Below are 16839 nucleotides of genomic sequence, written 5' to 3' on the forward strand. Positions count from 1 at the left end.
CGGCCATCCGGCCCGGCGGTGGTCATCAGGCGCTTACGCGCCCTTCAGCTGTTCATGCACCGCCCGACCGAGCGGTGCGTGCCCTTCTTAATATTGCGGCTTGTACAGTTGCGACTCGATCCAGGCACGGATATCACGCGGACGCTCCACCTGGGCCAGGCCGGAATCGAACATGTACTCGGCAATGCGTGCTGCCGTGGTCACTTCGGTTTCCAGAATCTGGTCCTGACTGGGGAACAGCATGCTCTTGGCGCGCTGGGTCAGCGTTACCTGATCAGCGGTGGCATGGGCAGCCACGATGAAGCATTCGTCGTTCAGGCGGGTAGGACGGCAGCAGTAAGTAGCCAGACCGATGGCCGGGTAGATGTAGAAGTTGTTGGCCTGACCCGGACGGAAGGTCTTGCCTTCGTAGTCGAAGTCGGGGAACTGCACGCCAGCAGCAAACAGCGCCTTGCCCTTGGACCAGGTGTAGGCTTCCTCAGCGGTACACTCAGCCTTGTGGGTGGGGTTGGACAGCGCAAAGATGATGGGCTGTTCGTTCAGCTCGCTCATCAGCTCGATTACCTCGCGGGTGAAGGCACGCGCCTTGGTACTCACCCCTACCAGCACGGTCGGCTTGAAGTCGCGGATGGCTTGCACAAAGTCCTTGCACGGCTTGGCCGGGCGGGCATACAGCTTCTGGGTTTCGGACAGGTCGGTACGGGAATGTTCGATCAGGCCGTTGATGTCAAACAGAGCCACCTGCTTGCGGGCATCGGCTTCGCTCAGGCCCAGGGTTTGCAGTTCGGCGCAGAACAGTTTGGCAATGCCAAGGCCAGCAGAACCGGCACCCAGGAACATCACGCGCTGGTCGGTCAGCTTGCCACCGGTAATGTTCATACCGGCTGCAATACCTGCCAGAGCCACGCTGGCCGTGCCTTGAATGTCATCGTTGTAGCACAGGATCTTGTCTTTATAGCGATCCAGCATGCGGATGGCGTCGGTGCCTTTCCAGTCTTCAAAGTGTACGCAGCAGTTGGGGAATACTTCCTGCACGGCCTGGATGAACTCCTCGGTCAGCTCGTCCAGCTCGGCTTCGGAAACCGGTGCTTCGCGAGTGCCCATGTAGAAGGGGTCGGCGCGCAGGGTTTCGTTGGTGGTGCCAATGTCGAACAGCACCGGCAGCAGGCCGGCCGGCGGAACGGCAGCGCAAGCGGTGTACAGTTGCAGCTTGCCAATCGGAATACCCATGCCGTTGGCGCCGATGTCGCCCAGGCCCAGAATGCGGCCACCGGTGGATACGCAGATAAAGCGCACGTCTTTTTCCGGCCAGTTGCGCAGCACTTCGGCCATGCGGCCCTTCATGTAGCGGGTGATGTACATGCCACGGGCGCGGCGGTAGTTGTTACCGAAGGTTTCGCAGGCATCGGCCACGGTCGGGTCGTACAGTACCGGGATGAAACGTTTCGGGTCGGACATCACCGTCTTGTAGAACACGGTTTCGTTACGGTCTTCCAGGCCGATCAAATAGGTATAGCGTTCCAGATCGTCCGCCTTTTCATCCAGGTGGGCCATGACACGCTCTACCTGACGGTCAAGGTTTTCCACTGCATGCGGCAGCAAACCTTCCAGACCCAGCTGGCGACGCTCATCCACGCTGTAGGCCGTGCCCTTGTTCAGCTTGGGTTCATGCAGCAGCGGCATGCCGCCTTGTACGCCCTTGGCGTTCAGTTTGTCATTCTTGACGGAAGTGTTCTTTACAGTCATGGCAATCTCCAGTTTGTATCGAATGGGTGAGATGAAAACGTCTCAGCTGCCCTTTATATTGCAACTGGCGTGCCAGCCTTTTTGCCCTTGAAAAAATTTTTAAAATATTGATTTTTATAGGTTTTTATTTGACCAAAAAAACCCTACTGACGTCAGGCCGTACTTTGCCCCGAACTGCAGGTGCGGAAGTCCGTACTTTGTTCATGGGCTTTGTGCAGCCATAAAAAAACCCGGCCAGCCGGGATGGGCTGCCGGGTTTGCGCTAGGACGGCTGGAACGCAGGAATGATGTGAGTAGCCCTGCCGCCTTATCCGCGCATGCTCAGAACCGGCCAAACTGCACGCCGGTGCGTTGGTCCTTGGTCATGGTGTAAATAGCCAGCGTGCCCGGCTTTTCTTCACCCATGCCCGGGCCGTGCTGCGGCATGCCGGGGGCGGACAAGCCCACCACGTCGGCCTTGCTGGCCATCAACTGCCTGATGGCAGCCACCGGCACATGGCCTTCAATGGTGTAGCGGCCAATCCTGGCGGTGTGGCAGCTGCCAAGGCCGGGCGTGACGCCCATCTGCTGCTTGATGGCTTGCATGTCATCGCGATTGATGGCGGTAATCTCAAAGCCCTGGTGCTTGAGGTAGCTGACATAGGCCTCGCAGCAGCTGCAAGTGGGGCTTTTGTATAGCGTGACCGGGGTGACGGCAAACACGGAGGTGCTGAACGCGCCGAACAATACGGCAGTAATGCGGGTACGGATAGTGGCCATGATGGCCCTCCTTCTGGCAATGACTAGGATTCGGTTGACCGGCAACAAGCCGGTAAATTGAGAGAACTGTCAGGCTAGTACCGGTGGGCGGTGCGGCGGAGCAAGGGTGATGCCCGTCAGGGTGGCAGGCAGGGTGGGAACAAAAATACCGCGCTGGGCTAAGGGGGCAGCAGACCAGCTGGCAAGCTGGGACAAGGCCGGTGCGCAGAGTTGCACGCAGCCCGCTGCGCTACACCACATGCCATGCACAGCTTTTGCATGGACTACAGCTGACGACAGCTTGCCTGCTGCTTTATCGTGGCAGCTGGCATGGCTGGCATGGGCCATGCAGTCTGCTGACAAGATAACCTTACCGGCCATGGCCATGTCGGCACTTGCCGCCAGCACATTGAGTGCCGGAAGCGCGAGCAGAAGCATGAGCAGGAAACGGTACAAGGCTTTCATGGCTGGCAAGATAGCACTGCCAGGTGGCACAGGTGAATACTGGATTGCGCCTTGCTTGCGGATGGTTGATCTGGATCAGTTGTAGCGGGGGCGGGATTTTCCATTGCCACTGCAATGCGGCGCACAGAGCGAGAGCTTGCCTGGCCCCCCCTCCTTCACCGCCAAGGCTGCATCGACAACCATGCATGGCGCGGCCCATGGGCTTAGTTGGTATGGAGAGTCGAGCATTGACGATGGCTTCGGATGCCAACATAAAACGTCCGGCAGCGTAGCTGGGCATCAGGTCCGCTTTGCACAGAACTTCAGACCCGCCTCATGGGTGCAGAAGGCGTCTGGGCATACGGATTGCTTGATGAACAGGCAATTCACCCCGAAAATACCGGCTTCCCGTGGCCCCAGCAAAGGTAAACAATATGTTCCCAGCCATTGCCCGGAGAGTGATCTCCCGGTCATTACCACGCATTGCAATGGTTGCTGCCACGGCCTTGTCGGCCCTGCCCAGTCAATGCGCGCAGGCGGAACAATTGACGGTGAACTGGCAAATGCCGGACTATCCTCCGGTAATCATTGCCAGTGGTCCTGCCAAGGGGCAGGGTTATGCGGATGTGTTTTTACAGTATTTGATGGCGCACACGCCGGATCTGAAGCATGTGGTCGAATATTCCAGCATGTCACGGGTATTCGGCCTGATGAAGCAGGGTTTGCCGGTATGCGAGCCCAGTCTGCTCAAGACCGCGGAGCGGGAGCAATATGTCGATTTCAGTGATCCGGTAGAGTTTGTCCTGCCGCACCATGTAGTGGTGCGGGCGGATCGGCTAAACCGCTTGCACGCCTATCGCAATGCAGCCGGCGCAGTCGATATTGCCCGGCTGATGCGTGACACTTCCTTGATCTCCATTCGCCAGGAGAAACGCGGCTACCCGCCGGTGGTGCTGGACGCCATGCAGGAAGCAGCAGGCAAGAAAAACCTGATCCAGACCAGCGATGATGACGAAGGCCCTTTCCGCCAACTGGCTAGTGGCTGGGTAGACTACATCATCAGCTACCCGGACGAGATCAACTGGTTTGCCAACAAACTCAATCTTGCCGCGGCCAGCCGCCTGGTTTACCTTCCCATCGTCGGTTTGCCGGATTACACCTTGGGCTATGTCGGCTGCACCAAGGGGCCGTGGGGCAAGAAGATTATCCAGCGCGTCAATAAAGTGCTTGCACGGACGGGCAAGCGCCCGCCATGGATTGATGCCGAAGCGCGCTGGCTGGACCCTGAAGCCGCACGGCACTATGAGGACATCTACAGGCGTTACCAGTCCTCGCAACCATCTGCCAAGTGAATCACATGCATAAAGCCTCTGCCCGGCAAGAGTCTGGTCATCGGCGCCTGCTTGCCGGCCTCACCAGCAGGCTGTCCAGGCGTTTGCTGTTATGGATTGTGTGTATCAGTGCCTTAACCGCACTGGTTTCCACATCAGTCCAGTTGTTTTTCGATTACCGGCAAGATCTCTCCGAACTGGAAAAAGGCATGCGCTATATCCAGCAGAACCAGCTGCCCGGTCTGGCCGATGCGGCCTGGAATTTCAATGTCCCCGGCATGCAGGTGCAACTGGAAGGCATCGGGCACTCTCCCTGGGTAGCGGGTGCCAGTCTGCGTTATGGCCCCAGCCTGCAGGCCACGCTGGAGACTGGAAAGCTGGGTGGCAAGGATGAAATGGCTTACCGCTACCCCCTGCTACGTCATGGCGTTCTGGTTGGCCAGATCAGGATATTGCCCAATCTGCATACGCTGTATAACCGCACCATTGACCGTATCGTCATCGTGCTGGTGGTGCAGACCATCAAGTCGCTGATTACCTCGATCTGCATACTGCTGCTAATCTCATGGATGATTACCCACCACCTGACACAACTGGCCAGGTTTGCCAAATCCTTCCGGCCGGACAAGCGCTTCAAGCCCTTTGTCCTGCGCCGCCGCGCCGCACGGCAAGATGAGCTGACAGTACTGGTAGACAGCCTGAATGATGCCTATGCAAGGTTGCAACAGGCCCACGAATTCGAGGCAAATCATAATGAAATACTGCTGCGTGAAGTCGCAGAACGCACGGCGGAGCTGCGTGAGGCACAAAACAGGCTGGCCAGGCTGGCGGTGACCGACAAACTGACCGGAGCGATGAACCGGCAGGGGCTGGAAGAGCGGTTTGCCGTCGAAATACAAGGCGCTACAGATAACAACACCCCACTGGCCATCATCCTGATGGATATTGATAACTTCAAGCCAGTCAATGACAAATGGGGTCATCTGATCGGGGATCAGGTGCTACAAGAGTTTGTTGCCGTACTGGATGGTCTTCTGCCTGCCGGCAGCATTCTGGCCCGCTGGGGGGGAGAGGAGTTCCTGATTCTGTGCCCAGCAACCACGCTTGGCCAGGCAACGGAACTGGCCCACTACATGTGCAGCCGGATAGCGCAACACCGCTTTGCTGTGGTCAACCGCAAAACCGGTAGTTTCGGTGTATCTGCCTGGCACGCAGGCGACTCGACATACAGCCTGGTGAAACGGGCGGACGAAGCCTTGTACCGTGCCAAGAGCACAGGCCGGAACCGGGTATGTGTCGAAGCAAGTCCGTCAACCGCATAGCGGTGACATGAAGCAGGACCATCTCTCTCGTCGGTGACAATATTTAGCCCATTTTTGGTTTTACTGGACCTGCTCCTGGTTTTACGTTGCAGAAGACAAGGCAGGTATCTGCTCACGCGGATGATGTTTTGCATTGCCGCTTCCGCGCGGCAGACGGGAAAGAGGGCTTGCCTGGCCAAGCCCTTCTTCACCTCCAAGGCCACCCCGGCGAGCATGGCCTGCGGCTGCCAGCCAGGGCCCGACCGAGGCGAGGCGCGCCTGAACTCGCGATTTGCTAACGTCAAATCGTTCAGACAGGGCAGGCGCTTAACACCTCCCCCCGGCCACCTGTCGGCATGCTTGACGGGGCCGGTTGGCGCGTCGGTGCGGTGATTATTAATGGAATCGGGCTGAGTCCATTTGGCGAATATCTCCCTCAATCACGCAGTCTTTTTCTGATTTAAACCTCTGTCGAGGGAAATGGGCCCCGTCAGCGCGAGCCGACACAGACGTGCTGCCCAAGGTTTTAAGCGGCTGCATGTTTGAGCACCGTGACGGTAGCACGGTGCGAGTTCAGCCGCGCCTTGGGCAGGATGGCTGGGGCGGGAATTCGACGCGCTGCGGGTCGCCTTTTCTTTGGGTACTTTCTTTTTTGGCGAAGCAAAAGAAAGTACCTCGACGGCGGGGCGAGACCCGCGAAGTTATCTTTTCCTTTGATTTTCAAGGTCATATATAGAGTCACACCCGCTATCGCAGATGATGCTGATGATCCACACCCCCTCACCTTCAGCCAGTTTCCACCCCGCGATGTCGTCCCTAGAATCCGCCGCTGGTGCTCAACACACCATCTCGAAGCGGTTGCCCTGCCCGAAAGCAAAGGGCGCTTTCACGTTCAAAGGAACCCGCTTCATGGCAGATCAAACCACCTCCCACCATTCCCCACCCCTTTGCTTCTACTACCACGGCAAACCGCTGCATGTACTCCGCCATGATGGCCAATGGTGGCTGCACAGCAGCGATGTGCTGGCCCTCATTGGCCGCAGGCTGGGAAACCGCATCCAGCAATTACTGGCAGCAGAGCCGACACACCAAAACACACCGGAAACAGAAGTCACAAACGCATGCTGGCCCGCAACGGCCCTGCTGCGCGCCTTGCGTCGCAGTAACAAGCCGCTGGCGCGGCAGTTGCGTGACTGGTTGAACAGGCAGCTGCTACCGGCACTGGAACAGCTGCCGCCCACCGCGCCACGTTGGGAGCAGGCCTTGGCATTGGCTGCAGAGGCCGGGGTACAGGTGAGCCATGCGGTGTTGCAGGCGGTATTGGCGCAGGGTGTGCGCTGGCAGCATTCGCACTGGTTGCTGACGCTGGATTACACGCCGGACCACCCCTTGCGTCATGCGCATGGCCGTTTGCTGGGGCTGAACAGTTCGGCTACGCCCTTGCAGGCGCTGGCGCAGCAGATCGCCACGCCGCCGGGCATCTCTGCCGACAATGGTGAGTTGCTGGGACTGGCCGCCGCTTGCCACCAGCGTTTGCACAGCCGTCTGTCACGGCAGTTGCTGCGTGACAGGCCGGGTCAACACCGCCCGGCTTGAAGTCTGGCGCGAGCGCACAGTCGGTAAGTGCCTTAATACTAGGCGTGACGCCAGCTGAACTGACAAAAGCGCCGCTGCCAGTCGTCCAGCACCGCCCGTCCCGGCCATTGTGCGGCGTCGAACAATGGCCGGCCTTTGGCATCCCGCCCCTGCTGCAAGGCGGCATGGGTGACGCCCCTAGCCTGCAGGGTGGCGGCCAGCCGGTGCAGGCTGTCTGCCGCCATCACGCGCGGGTCCAGCGTGGTGCGGCATTCCAGCGCGGTGCCGCAGTCCGCCCCCATTTCCAGCGCAACATCCAGCGCCTGCCACATGCGGCTTTCGCTGCCCGGCACGCCGGTGACGGCATCCACCCCGCCGGGCGCAGCCTTGATGTCAAGGCCAATCCAGTCCACCAGGCCTTTGAGCGCCGCCAGCCGCTGCGGGTAGATGCCTCCCGTGTGCAGGCCGATGTCCAGCCCCAACTGGCGGGCTTCCCGCATCCAGTCCGCCAGTTGCGGGGCCAGCGTGGCTTCGCCGCCGGAAAACACCACCCCATCGAGAAAACCGACGCGCGCCGCCAGCATGCTGCGTACTGCCGACCAGGACAGCCGGCCTGCATCGCGTGCTTGCAGCCCAGGGTTGTGGCAATAGCCGCAGCGCCAGGGGCAACCGGCGACAAACACGGTGGCGACCAAGCGCCCCGGCCAGTCACAGCTGGAAAACGGGGTGACACCAGCAAGTAGCGGGCTGGATTCAGTGGTGCAGGTGTTGTTCATCAAAATGCACGCGTTCGGTAAATTCGCCCTGCTTGCCGGTATTGAAGGCGGATACCGGGCGGAAGTAGCCCATGACGCGCGTCCATACTTCGCAGCGGGTGCGCAGGGCCGGATCCAGCTGTTCCGCCTGTTTGATGTCGGTTTGATGGGACATATTGTTCTCCTGTGAGGGTTGGGGATAAGGCGCGGCCATGAAAATGGCCTAGCGTCGCTAAGGCAAGGTGCGCCAGGATTTTCAGCAGCAAGGCGCGGTGGCTGCCGCCTGACGGGCCAGCAGTTCGGCGTCGCACTTGGGGCAGAATTCGTGATGTCCACTCAGATAGCCGTGCTGCGGGCATACCGAGAAGGTGGGCGTCACCGTGATGTAAGGCAGGCGGAAGCGTTGCAGCGAACGCTGCACCAGTTGCTTGCAGGCCGTGGCCGAGCTGATGGCCTCAGTCATATACAGATGCAGCACGGTGCCGCCGGTATAGCGCGCCTGGAGTGGCTCCTGATGTTGCAGGGCAACAAAGGGGTCGTCGGTATGCCCCACCGGCAGTTGGCTGGAGTTGGTGTAATACGGCTTGTCTGCCGGGCCAGCTTGCAGGATGTCCGGGTAGCGTTTGCGGTCTTCGCGGGCAAAGCGGTAGGTGGTGCCTTCCGCCGGGGTGGCTTCCAGGTTGTACAAATGGCCGGTGTCTTCCTGCATTTGCACCATGCGGGCGCGGATATGGTCCAGCAGTTGCAGCGCCAGTTGCTGGCCGCGGGCGGTGGTGATGTCGTCGGCATCGTTGCTGTAATTGCGGATCAGCTCGTTGATGCCATTCACCCCCACAGTGGAGAAGTGATTGCGCAATGTGCCCAGATAGCGCTTGGTATAAGGATACAAGCCGTCGTCCATCCAGCCTTGTACCCGCGCGCGCTTGATTTCCAGGCTGGTGCAGGCCAGCGCCAGCAGGCGGTCGGTTTCGGCCAGCAGGCCGTCCCAGTCACCACGGAAGCGATAGCCCAGCCGTGCGCAGTTGAGCGTGACCACGCCCAGCGAGCCGGTTTGCTCGGCACTGCCAAACAGGCCGTTGCCGCGCTTGAGCAGCTCGCGCAGGTCCAGTTGCAGGCGGCAGCACATTGAGCGCACCATTTGCGGTTCCAGGTCGGAGTTAAGAAAGTTCTGGAAATACGGCAGGCCGTAGCGCGCGGTCAGGTCGAACAGCAAGTCGGCGTTGGCGCTGTCCCAGTCGAAATCCGGCGTGATGTTGTAGGTGGGAATGGGAAAGGTGAAGGCCCGGCCATGAGCGTCGCCCGCCCCCATCACCCGCAGGAAGGCACGGTTGATACGTTCCATCTCCGGCTGACAGTCGCCGTAGCAAAACGGCATTTCCTCACCGGCGATCAGCGGAATCTGGCCCGCCAGGTCGGCCGGGCAGGTCCAGTCGAAGGTCAGGTTGGTGAATGGGGTTTGCGTGCCCCAGCGCGAAGGCACATTCAGGTTGTAAACAAATTCCTGCATGGCTTGTTCCAGCGCGGCATCGTCCAGCCCGTCGCGCTTGAGGAAGGGTGCCAGATAGGTATCCACACTGGAAAAAGCCTGCGCGCCAGCCCATTCGTTTTGCAGGGTGCCCAGAAAATTCACCATTTGCCCCAGCGCGGCGCTGAGGTGACGCGGCGGTGCCGACTCCACCCGGCCCGGCACACCATTGAAGCCTTCGTGCAGCAGCTGGCGCAGCGACCAACCGGCGCAGTAACCTGCCAGCACGTCCAGATCATGCAGGTGGAAGTCCGCCTCGCGGTGGGCCTGTGCCACTTCCGACGGATAGATGCCATCCAGCCAGTAATTGGCAGTGAGCTTGCCGGCGGCATTCAGAATCATTCCGCCCAGGCTGTAGCCCTGGTTGGCATTGGCAGAAACGCGCCAGTCGGCGCGGCTGAGGTATTCATTCAGCGTGGCAAGCGGGTCTAGCAGCACGGTATTTTTCATAACAATATGTAGTGATTAAAATTTTCAAAACACTATATATAGATTTTTATGGCCATGCCTGACACAAGACAAAACACTTGATCCGCATCAAGCGTGGTGCTCACCCTGCCGCTGTGCCTGCCGTACTTACATCATTGTCATCAGTAAACTGGCAGTCCTGACGGGGCTGGGCCCTATAATGGCCTGCAAGCACAGCCGGGCAGCACCCTGCGTGCTTGCTCCCGGAAACCAACAGTTTGCCCTCTTCCGCACATGATCAACACAGAACAACAAGACCGGCAGGACAAGGTCCGCATCGAGCAAATCCGCCTGCTGCTCAATAATCTGGGCAGTTCGGTGCTGCCCGGTATTCTGGTGGTGTTGCTGGTGGCCTATGCCTTGCAACACCAGGCCGACCCGCTGCGGCTGAGCGGGTGGTGCGTGGTGGTCATCGTCTCCAAACTGGTGGATTTCCTGGACGCTCGCCGTCTGCTGGCCCGTGCCATCCTGCCAGCCGAATTGCCGCAGCTGCGGCGGCGGCTGGTGCTGCTGCACGCCATCGACGGTGCAGCCTGGGGCAGCCTGATGTGGGTGGGGCTGAACCCGGCCTCCCCCCCCAGCTGGATTCTGGCCATTGCCGTGCTGTCCGGCGTGGCGGGTAATTCCATGTCCATCCTGTCGCCAGTGCTGCCGGTTTTCATCGGTTTCATCACATTGGAACTGGGCATGATTGCGCTTAAATCCTTGCAGTCAGATGCGCTGGCACTGAACGCGCTGGGCCTGGCCGCCATCATGTATCTGGCCACCTTGCTGATGCAGGCACGCAATAGCGCACAGGCCGCCAAAGGCTCTATCGAGCTGCGCTTTGAAAACCTGGAACTGGTAGACCGGCTGCGCCTGGCCTCTGCCGAGGCGCTGCGCGCCCAGCAAGAGGCCGAGCAGGCCAATATCGCCAAATCGAAATTTCTGGCCGCCGCCAGCCATGACCTGCGTCAGCCCATCCACGCGCAGGGACTGTTTCTGGAAGTGCTGGGCAAAACGGCGCTGGATGCCAAGCAGCAAAGCCTGCTGGCCAATATCCAGAGCGCCACCAATGCCTCGGCAGAAATGCTGCACAGCCTGCTGGATTACTCACGGGTGGACGCCGGGGTCATCACTCCGCAGCTGCAAGCCTTTGCCCTGCAGCCGCTGCTTAACAAGATGGAAAGGGAGCTGGCGCCACTGGCCAATACCAAGGGGCTGTTCTATCGCAGCCGTGACAGTGCCGAGCTGGTGCTGTCCGACCCGTCGCTGATCGAGCTGATCCTGCGCAACCTCATCAGCAATGCCATCCGCTACACCCAGCGGGGCGGCATTCTGGTGGGCTGCCGCCGCCGTGGCGATGCGCTGCTGCTGGAGATATGGGACAGCGGTATCGGCATAGCCCTACAGCAACAGCAGGAAATTTTTGACGAGTTCCACCAACTGGGCAATCCGGAACGTGATCGCAAAAAAGGCCTGGGCCTTGGGCTGGCCATCGTGCGCGGGCTCACCCAGCTGCTGCAACACCCCTTGCATTTGCAGTCGCGCCCGGGCCGGGGCAGCGTGTTCCGCCTGGTCCTGCCCCGCGTGGCAGCATCCAGCCCGCAGCCCGAACACGCCCCACCGGCGGCCAGTGTCAGCCAGCGCCTGCCCAAGGCCACGGTGTTGCTGATCGAGGATGACGATATCGTACGCAGCAGCATGGTGCTGCTGTTGCAAAGCTGGGGTTGCCAGTGCATGGAGGCAGAGTCACTGGAAACCGCCTTGCCGCTGCTAGCTCAGCAGCAACCGGACTTGCTGATCAGCGACTACCGGCTGCGCGAACAGAAAAGCGGCACCGATGCCATCCGTGCCATTCGCCAGGCGCTGGGTTGCGATCTTCCGGCCCTGCTGCTCACCGGCGACACGGCTCCGGCCCGGCTGCGCGAAGCCAGCGACAGCGGACTGCCTTTGTTGCACAAGCCGGTTGCACCCGCACTGCTGTACGACAGTCTCAACCAGCTGCTCAGCCATCCGGCGTGCACGACGCCAGGCGGAATCCAGTAGAAAGGCTTTGCTTTTTTCTGAAAAAAGCACATATTTGCCACTCCGGTAAATTTCATTCGATTGACATGACACACCCGGATCAGCACATGCAAGCTTGTTCATCCCACTCAGCCTGCATGGCCAGTGCCTACCCCTTACCAGACGACACATGAACCATGCTTAGCGCCAGACTGCTTCTCATCGACGACCACGCCTTGTTCCGTACCGGCTTACGACTGGTACTGGAAAACAACGACAAGGTGGCCGACATTCTCGAGGCCGGCACCGTAATGGACGCCATTCACCAGTTTGGCAGCACGCCGGTGGACATCATCCTGCTGGACATCCAGTTGCCGGGCCTAAACGGGCTGGACGGCATTGCCGTGCTGCGGCGGCATTTTCAGTCATCCCGCATCATCATTTTGTCGGCCAGCCCGGAACTGGCCAGCACCACGCCGGACATTGCCGGCGTACTGACCAAATCCGCCAGTGTCGAGCAAATCGACCATGCGCTGGAACGCTGCCTGCGCGGTGAGGTACTGGCTGAAACCGCCCCGGTCAAGCCTGCCGGCCGTGGCTCGCAACTGACCCCGCGCCAGCTGGAGGTACTCAGCGAGCTGTGCCTGGGGCGATCGAACAAGGCCATTGCCAATAGCCTGGGCCTGTCGGAAAACACCGTGCGCGTGCATGTGGCCGCCATCCTGGAACAATTCGGCGTCTACAGCCGCACCGAGGCCGTGCTGGAAGCCCAGCGCCGTGGCCTGGTACAGGTGATGCGCTGATGCGCTGGCTGCCACACTTCGACCCGCCGCGCCTGCTGGCGGCGCAGATGGAGCTGATCGACCACAGTTTCGGCATTGCCATGCTGGGCTGTTTCCTGGCGTCCTTGCTGATGGCGCTGGGGGTGCTCATCAGCACCGGCAATCCGGGCATCCTGGCCTGGTCGGCCCTGATGGGTGCCGGCTGTGCCATTGGTCATTTTGGCCGCTTTTACCTGCCGGACCGCCTGTCCGAAGCCAATGCACCGCGCTATGCCCGCGCCATGACGGTGCTGCTGGTGCTGCTGGGCAGCCTGTGGGGGATCGCTGGTGGCCTGTACATGGACCTCAATTTCCCGCCCACCGCCATCAGCCTGCTGTCGATGATTGCCGGCATGAGTGCGGCGGCGCTGGCCATTTTTTCGCCCTGCCTGCCCGTAGCGGTCAGTTTTTTCATCCCCAGCATCCTGCCGGTGTGGGGGGTATTTCTGGCCACGGGCAACCTGGCCTACCTGCCCATGTTTCTGGGCGTGCCCTTGTTTCTGGTGGTGTTGCTGGTGTTTGCGCTGAACTACGCCCGCGTGGCACGCCGCTCCATCGAGCTGCGCTTTGAAAACCGCGAGCTGGTGGACCAGTTGCGCGAGCAAACCGGCCGCGCCGCACAGGCTTTGCACGAGGCAGAAGAAGCCAATCGCGCCAAGCTGGTATTCCTGGCCTCGGCCAGTCACGACTTGCGTCAGCCCATGCATGCGCTGGGCCTGTTTCTGGCCACGCTGAAAACCACCGCGCTGGACCTGCGCCAGCAAGAGCTGCTGGAACATATAGAGGCATCGGCATCGGCCGCCTGCGAAATGCTGGACACCCTGCTGGACTTCTCCAAACTGGAAGCCGGTGTGATTGAGGCGCGGCCACGCCAGGTACCCTTGCAAAGCATGTTGTACAAGCTGGAATGCGAATTCGCCCCGCTGGCCAATGGCAAAAACCTGGTGTTCCGGGTAAGGGAAAGCACGGTACAGGTGTATACCGACCCCAGCCTGCTGGAGCTGATTCTGCGTAATCTGATCAGCAATGCCATCAACTACACCCATCAGGGCGGCATCCTGGTGGCTTGTCGTCAGCGTCGCGAGCATGTGCTGATCGAAGTATGGGATACCGGCATCGGCATTCCGGCAGCCCAGCAACAAGAGGTGTTCCGCGAATTTCACCAGTTGGGCAACCCGGAGCGCGACCGTCGCAAGGGATTAGGCCTGGGCCTGGCCATCGTGCGTGGCCTGGCCAACACCATGGGGCTGACGGTCGGGCTGCAATCCCGCCCTGGGCGCGGTTCGGTGTTCCGCCTGACCATGCCGCGGCTTGCCGGCCCGGTCACCCAGGAAGAAACCATAGGCACCCCGGCAAGCCAACACCCCTTGCACGCTGTGCCGGTGCTGGTGATTGATGACGATTACGCAGTGCGCTCGGCCATGGAAGCGCTGCTGGAATGTTGGGGCTGTCGCACGCTGACGGTAGAAGGCGGCAGCGAAGCACTGGCTTGCCTGGACAGCTTCCAGCCGCAGGTGGTGATTGCCGATTACCGGCTGCGTGGCAACCAGACTGGCCAGCAAGTGCTCAAGCAAATCTACCAGCAGCTGGGTCGCCCCCTGCCCTCCATCATTATGACCGGCGACACCGCGCCCAACCGCCTGCGCGAGGCACAATCCAGCGGCGCGGTACTGCTGCACAAACCGGTGGATGCCACTGCCTTGTATGGCAGCCTGCAACAGTTGCTGAGTGCCGTCTGATGCCGCAATGCAGCAGAGTCAATGCTGACGTCTTGTAGGAATCGCCCTACACGCCGTCAGCAAATATCCTGACAGCAAAATCCGCCGCTGGCCGATATTCCTGCTGTCATCCGGTTTTTACAATTCAGTCATCACCATTTAAACAACAGGAGTGGTCATGGCTGAAACGAGTGCAAGCGACATCCTGGTCCGCTTCAAGAACGTACAAAAGAGCTACGACGGCGAGACCCTGATCGTCAAGGATCTGAACCTGGACATTCGCAAAGGCGAATTCCTTACCCTGTTGGGACCTTCCGGCTCCGGCAAGACCACCAGCCTGATGATGCTGGCCGGTTTCGAGACCCCGACTGCCGGTGAAATCATGCTGGGTGATCGCTCGCTCAACCGCGTACCGCCGCACAAGCGCGACATCGGCATGGTGTTCCAGAACTACGCACTGTTCCCGCACATGACCGTGGCCGAAAACCTGGCCTTCCCGCTCAAGGTTCGCGGCATGGACAAGACCGACGTCACCGAGCGCGTGAAGCGCGCGCTGTCCATGGTGCAGCTGGACAAGTTTGCCAACCGCTATCCAGGCCAGATGTCCGGCGGCCAGCAACAGCGTGTGGCCCTGGCCCGCGCCCTGGTATTCGAACCGCAACTGGTGCTGATGGACGAACCTCTGGGTGCCCTGGACAAGCAGCTGCGCGAACACATGCAGATGGAAATCAAGCATCTGCACGAACGTCTGGGTGTGACCGTGGTGTACGTGACCCACGACCAGAGCGAAGCGCTGACCATGTCCGACCGCGTGGCCGTGTTCCATCAGGGTGAAATCCAGCAGATCGACAGCCCGCAAAACCTGTACGAACACCCGCGCAACACCTTTGTGGCCAACTTCATCGGCGAAAACAACCGCCTGCACGGCAAGCTGCTCAGCCGCGAAGGCGAGCGCTGTACCGTGGGCCTGGAAAACGGCGAGCGGGTGGAAGCCATGGCCATTCACGATGCCGCGCCCGGCGCGCCTGTTTCGCTGTCCATCCGTCCGGAACGCATCAATCTGAACGTGCAGCAGGAGCAAAACCGCTTCTCCGGCCGTATCCGCGAATTCATTTACCTGGGTGACCATGTGCGTATCCGCCTGGAAGCCTGCGGCAATTCCAGTTTCATCGTCAAACAGCCCATCGCCACCCTGGACCCGAAACTGTCCGTGGGCGACGTGATTTCGCTGGGCTGGAATGTAGAACACGTAAGAGCGCTCGATCCTGTCGAACTGGCTGAATGAGTGCGTGCGAGTGAGTGCGTGTAGTTGTAGTCCCAAAACAATATGGAGAACTATCAAATGAAGAAATGCATGAAAGCTCTTTCGCTGGCGGTTGTGGCCGCTTGTTGCGCTCAGGCTGCCCAAGCCGCTGACCTGACCGTGATTTCCTTTGGCGGTGCCAACAAGGCAGCCCAGGAAAAGGCCTACTACGCTCCGTTCACCAAGGCCACCGGCATCAAGGTGGTTGGCGGCGAATACAACGGCGAAATGGCCAAGGTCAAAGCCATGGTCGACACCAAGAGCGTGTCCTGGGACGTACTGGAAGTAGAGTCCCCGGAACTGGCTCGCGGCTGTGACGAAGGCATGTTCGAAAAGCTGGACTACAGCAAGATCGGCAACAAGGCTGATTTCGTACAGGGCGCCGCCCAGTCCTGCGGCGTGGGCATCTTCGTATGGTCCACCGTACTGGCCTACAACGCCGACAAGCTGAAGGTTGGCCCGACCAGCTGGAAAGATTTCTGGGACGTGAAGAAATTCCCGGGCAAGCGCGGCATGCGCAAGGGTGCCAAGTACACCCTGGAAGTGGCCCTGATGGCTGACGGCGTGGCACCGAAAGACGTGTACAAGGTTCTGGCCACCCCGGCTGGTGTTGATCGCGCCTTCAAGAAGCTGGACCAGCTGAAGCCGAACATCCAGTGGTGGGAAGCCGGCGCACAACCGCCGCAGTACCTGGTATCCGGCGACGTGGTGATGAGCTCGGCCTACAACGGCCGTATCGCCAACACCCAGAAGGAAGGCAAGAACCTGAAGATCGTCTGGAACGGCGGCATGTATGACTTCGACTCTTGGGCCATTCCGAAGGGTTCCCCGAACAAGGACGCTGCGTTGAAGTTCATCGCTTTCGCCAGCAAGCCGGAAAACCAGAAGGTGTACTCGCAGAACATCGCTTACGGCCCGACCAACAAGAAAGCCGTACCGCTCTTGGACAAGCAGCTGGTTGCCGACCTGCCGACCGCCCCGCAGAACATCAAGAGCGGCGTAGCCGTGGATGTGGCTTTCTGGGCTGACTACGGCGAATCGCTGGAACAACGCTTCAACGCCTGGGCTGCCAAATAAGCAGCTGCAACACGCATGACTGCTGCCGGTGATGTCTGCCGGTAGCAGGTC

The 16839-nt window shown here is 60.1% G+C and carries 14 protein-coding genes; 8 read left to right on the forward strand and 6 right to left on the reverse strand.

The genetic code is table 11. The annotated features are described in order from the left end of the window. Positions 1-87 precede the first annotated feature (87 nt). The 3 genes from HWX34_RS18410 to HWX34_RS18420 form a co-directional block, all read right to left on the reverse strand. Positions 88-1746, reverse strand: a complete 1659-nt coding sequence (locus HWX34_RS18410; protein ID WP_178973630.1) for an NAD-dependent malic enzyme — start codon at positions 1744-1746, stop codon at positions 88-90. A gap of 321 nt (positions 1747-2067) precedes the next feature. Beyond that, complete coding sequence (locus tag HWX34_RS18415; protein WP_178973631.1) at positions 2068-2505, reverse strand: DUF411 domain-containing protein; 438 nt, start codon at positions 2503-2505, stop codon at positions 2068-2070. A gap of 69 nt (positions 2506-2574) precedes the next feature. After that, positions 2575-2922, reverse strand: a complete 348-nt coding sequence (locus tag HWX34_RS18420) for a hypothetical protein (protein ID WP_178973632.1) — start codon at positions 2920-2922, stop codon at positions 2575-2577. Positions 2923-3416: 494 nt separating this feature from the next. On the opposite strand from HWX34_RS18420, the gene HWX34_RS18425 reads away from it, so the two are divergent. The 3 genes from HWX34_RS18425 (at position 3417) to HWX34_RS18435 (ending at position 7156) form a co-directional block, all read left to right on the forward strand. After that, complete coding sequence (locus tag HWX34_RS18425; protein ID WP_178973633.1) at positions 3417-4280, forward strand: TIGR02285 family protein; 864 nt, start codon at positions 3417-3419, stop codon at positions 4278-4280. A 5-nt stretch (positions 4281-4285) separates the two neighbouring features. Further along, positions 4286-5581 (forward strand): GGDEF domain-containing protein, encoded by a 1296-nt coding sequence (locus tag HWX34_RS18430; RefSeq protein WP_178973634.1) that lies wholly within the window; start codon positions 4286-4288, stop codon positions 5579-5581. An 888-nt stretch (positions 5582-6469) separates the two neighbouring features. After that, positions 6470-7156 carry a hypothetical protein gene (locus HWX34_RS18435; protein WP_178973635.1) on the forward strand — a complete coding sequence of 229 codons (687 nt, stop codon included), beginning with the start codon at positions 6470-6472 and terminating at the stop codon, positions 7154-7156. Positions 7157-7194: 38 nt separating this feature from the next. On the opposite strand, the gene HWX34_RS18440 is transcribed toward HWX34_RS18435, so the two are convergent. The 3 genes from HWX34_RS18440 to HWX34_RS18450 form a co-directional block, all read right to left on the reverse strand. After that, the gene (locus HWX34_RS18440) at positions 7195-7911 is read right to left on the reverse strand and encodes an anaerobic ribonucleoside-triphosphate reductase activating protein (RefSeq protein WP_178973636.1); all 717 of its coding nucleotides are present in this window, start codon (positions 7909-7911) and stop codon (positions 7195-7197) included. Next, positions 7889-8065: an anaerobic ribonucleoside-triphosphate reductase gene (gene nrdD / locus HWX34_RS18445; RefSeq protein WP_178973637.1), complete on the reverse strand. Its 177-nt coding sequence runs from the start codon at positions 8063-8065 to the stop codon at positions 7889-7891. Before nrdD ends, HWX34_RS18440 begins: the two co-directional genes overlap by 23 nt. Before the next feature lie 81 nt (positions 8066-8146). Beyond that, positions 8147-9865, reverse strand: a complete 1719-nt coding sequence (locus HWX34_RS18450; protein ID WP_178973638.1) for a ribonucleoside triphosphate reductase — start codon at positions 9863-9865, stop codon at positions 8147-8149. A gap of 252 nt (positions 9866-10117) precedes the next feature. Here HWX34_RS18450 and HWX34_RS18455 point away from each other — a divergent pair, with 252 nt between their 5' ends. The 5 genes from HWX34_RS18455 to HWX34_RS18475 all read left to right on the forward strand — a co-directional run bounded on the left by HWX34_RS18455 (position 10118) and on the right by HWX34_RS18475 (position 16788). After that, entirely contained in the window at positions 10118-11911 is a 1794-nt protein-coding gene (locus tag HWX34_RS18455; protein WP_178973639.1) for a hybrid sensor histidine kinase/response regulator, read from the forward strand. A gap of 155 nt (positions 11912-12066) precedes the next feature. Next, on the forward strand, positions 12067-12672 hold the full coding sequence (locus tag HWX34_RS18460; protein WP_178973640.1) for a response regulator transcription factor: 606 nt from the start codon (positions 12067-12069) through the stop codon (positions 12670-12672). Beyond that, a complete protein-coding gene (locus tag HWX34_RS18465) occupies positions 12672-14429 on the forward strand; it encodes a hybrid sensor histidine kinase/response regulator (protein ID WP_178973641.1) in 1758 nt (585 codons plus the stop codon). Before HWX34_RS18460 ends, HWX34_RS18465 begins: the two co-directional genes overlap by 1 nt. Before the next feature lie 157 nt (positions 14430-14586). Next, on the forward strand, positions 14587-15693 hold the full coding sequence (locus HWX34_RS18470; RefSeq protein ID WP_178973642.1) for an ABC transporter ATP-binding protein: 1107 nt from the start codon (positions 14587-14589) through the stop codon (positions 15691-15693). Between the two features lie 69 nt (positions 15694-15762). Then, positions 15763-16788: an ABC transporter substrate-binding protein gene (locus tag HWX34_RS18475; protein ID WP_255497468.1), complete on the forward strand. Its 1026-nt coding sequence runs from the start codon at positions 15763-15765 to the stop codon at positions 16786-16788. Positions 16789-16839 lie beyond the last annotated feature (51 nt).

It is taken from the genome of Aquitalea sp. LB_tupeE, assembly GCF_013391415.1.
Lineage (GTDB): Bacteria > Pseudomonadota > Gammaproteobacteria > Burkholderiales > Chromobacteriaceae > Aquitalea.

Bases quoted from the DNA above. Each gene is read 5' to 3' on its own strand.
- HWX34_RS18425 (WP_178973633.1), top strand. From the start codon at position 3,417: ATGGTTGCTGCCACGGCCTTGTCGGCCCTGCCCAGTCAATGCGCGCAG.
- HWX34_RS18470 (WP_178973642.1), top strand. From the start codon at position 14,587: ATGGCTGAAACGAGTGCAAGCGACATCCTGGTCCGCTTCAAGAACGTA.
- HWX34_RS18465 (WP_178973641.1), top strand. From the start codon at position 12,672: ATGCGCTGGCTGCCACACTTCGACCCGCCGCGCCTGCTGGCGGCGCAG.
- HWX34_RS18460 (WP_178973640.1), top strand. From the start codon at position 12,067: ATGCTTAGCGCCAGACTGCTTCTCATCGACGACCACGCCTTGTTCCGT.
- HWX34_RS18415 (WP_178973631.1), bottom strand. From the start codon at position 2,505: ATGGCCACTATCCGTACCCGCATTACTGCCGTATTGTTCGGCGCGTTC.
- HWX34_RS18455 (WP_178973639.1), top strand. From the start codon at position 10,118: ATGATCAACACAGAACAACAAGACCGGCAGGACAAGGTCCGCATCGAG.
- HWX34_RS18430 (WP_178973634.1), top strand. From the start codon at position 4,286: ATGCATAAAGCCTCTGCCCGGCAAGAGTCTGGTCATCGGCGCCTGCTT.
- HWX34_RS18435 (WP_178973635.1), top strand. From the start codon at position 6,470: ATGGCAGATCAAACCACCTCCCACCATTCCCCACCCCTTTGCTTCTAC.
- HWX34_RS18420 (WP_178973632.1), bottom strand. From the start codon at position 2,922: ATGCTTCTGCTCGCGCTTCCGGCACTCAATGTGCTGGCGGCAAGTGCC.
- HWX34_RS18410 (WP_178973630.1), bottom strand. From the start codon at position 1,746: ATGACTGTAAAGAACACTTCCGTCAAGAATGACAAACTGAACGCCAAG.
- HWX34_RS18440 (WP_178973636.1), bottom strand. From the start codon at position 7,911: ATGAACAACACCTGCACCACTGAATCCAGCCCGCTACTTGCTGGTGTC.
- nrdD (WP_178973637.1), bottom strand. From the start codon at position 8,065: ATGTCCCATCAAACCGACATCAAACAGGCGGAACAGCTGGATCCGGCC.
- HWX34_RS18475 (WP_255497468.1), top strand. From the start codon at position 15,763: ATGAAAGCTCTTTCGCTGGCGGTTGTGGCCGCTTGTTGCGCTCAGGCT.
- HWX34_RS18450 (WP_178973638.1), bottom strand. From the start codon at position 9,865: ATGAAAAATACCGTGCTGCTAGACCCGCTTGCCACGCTGAATGAATAC.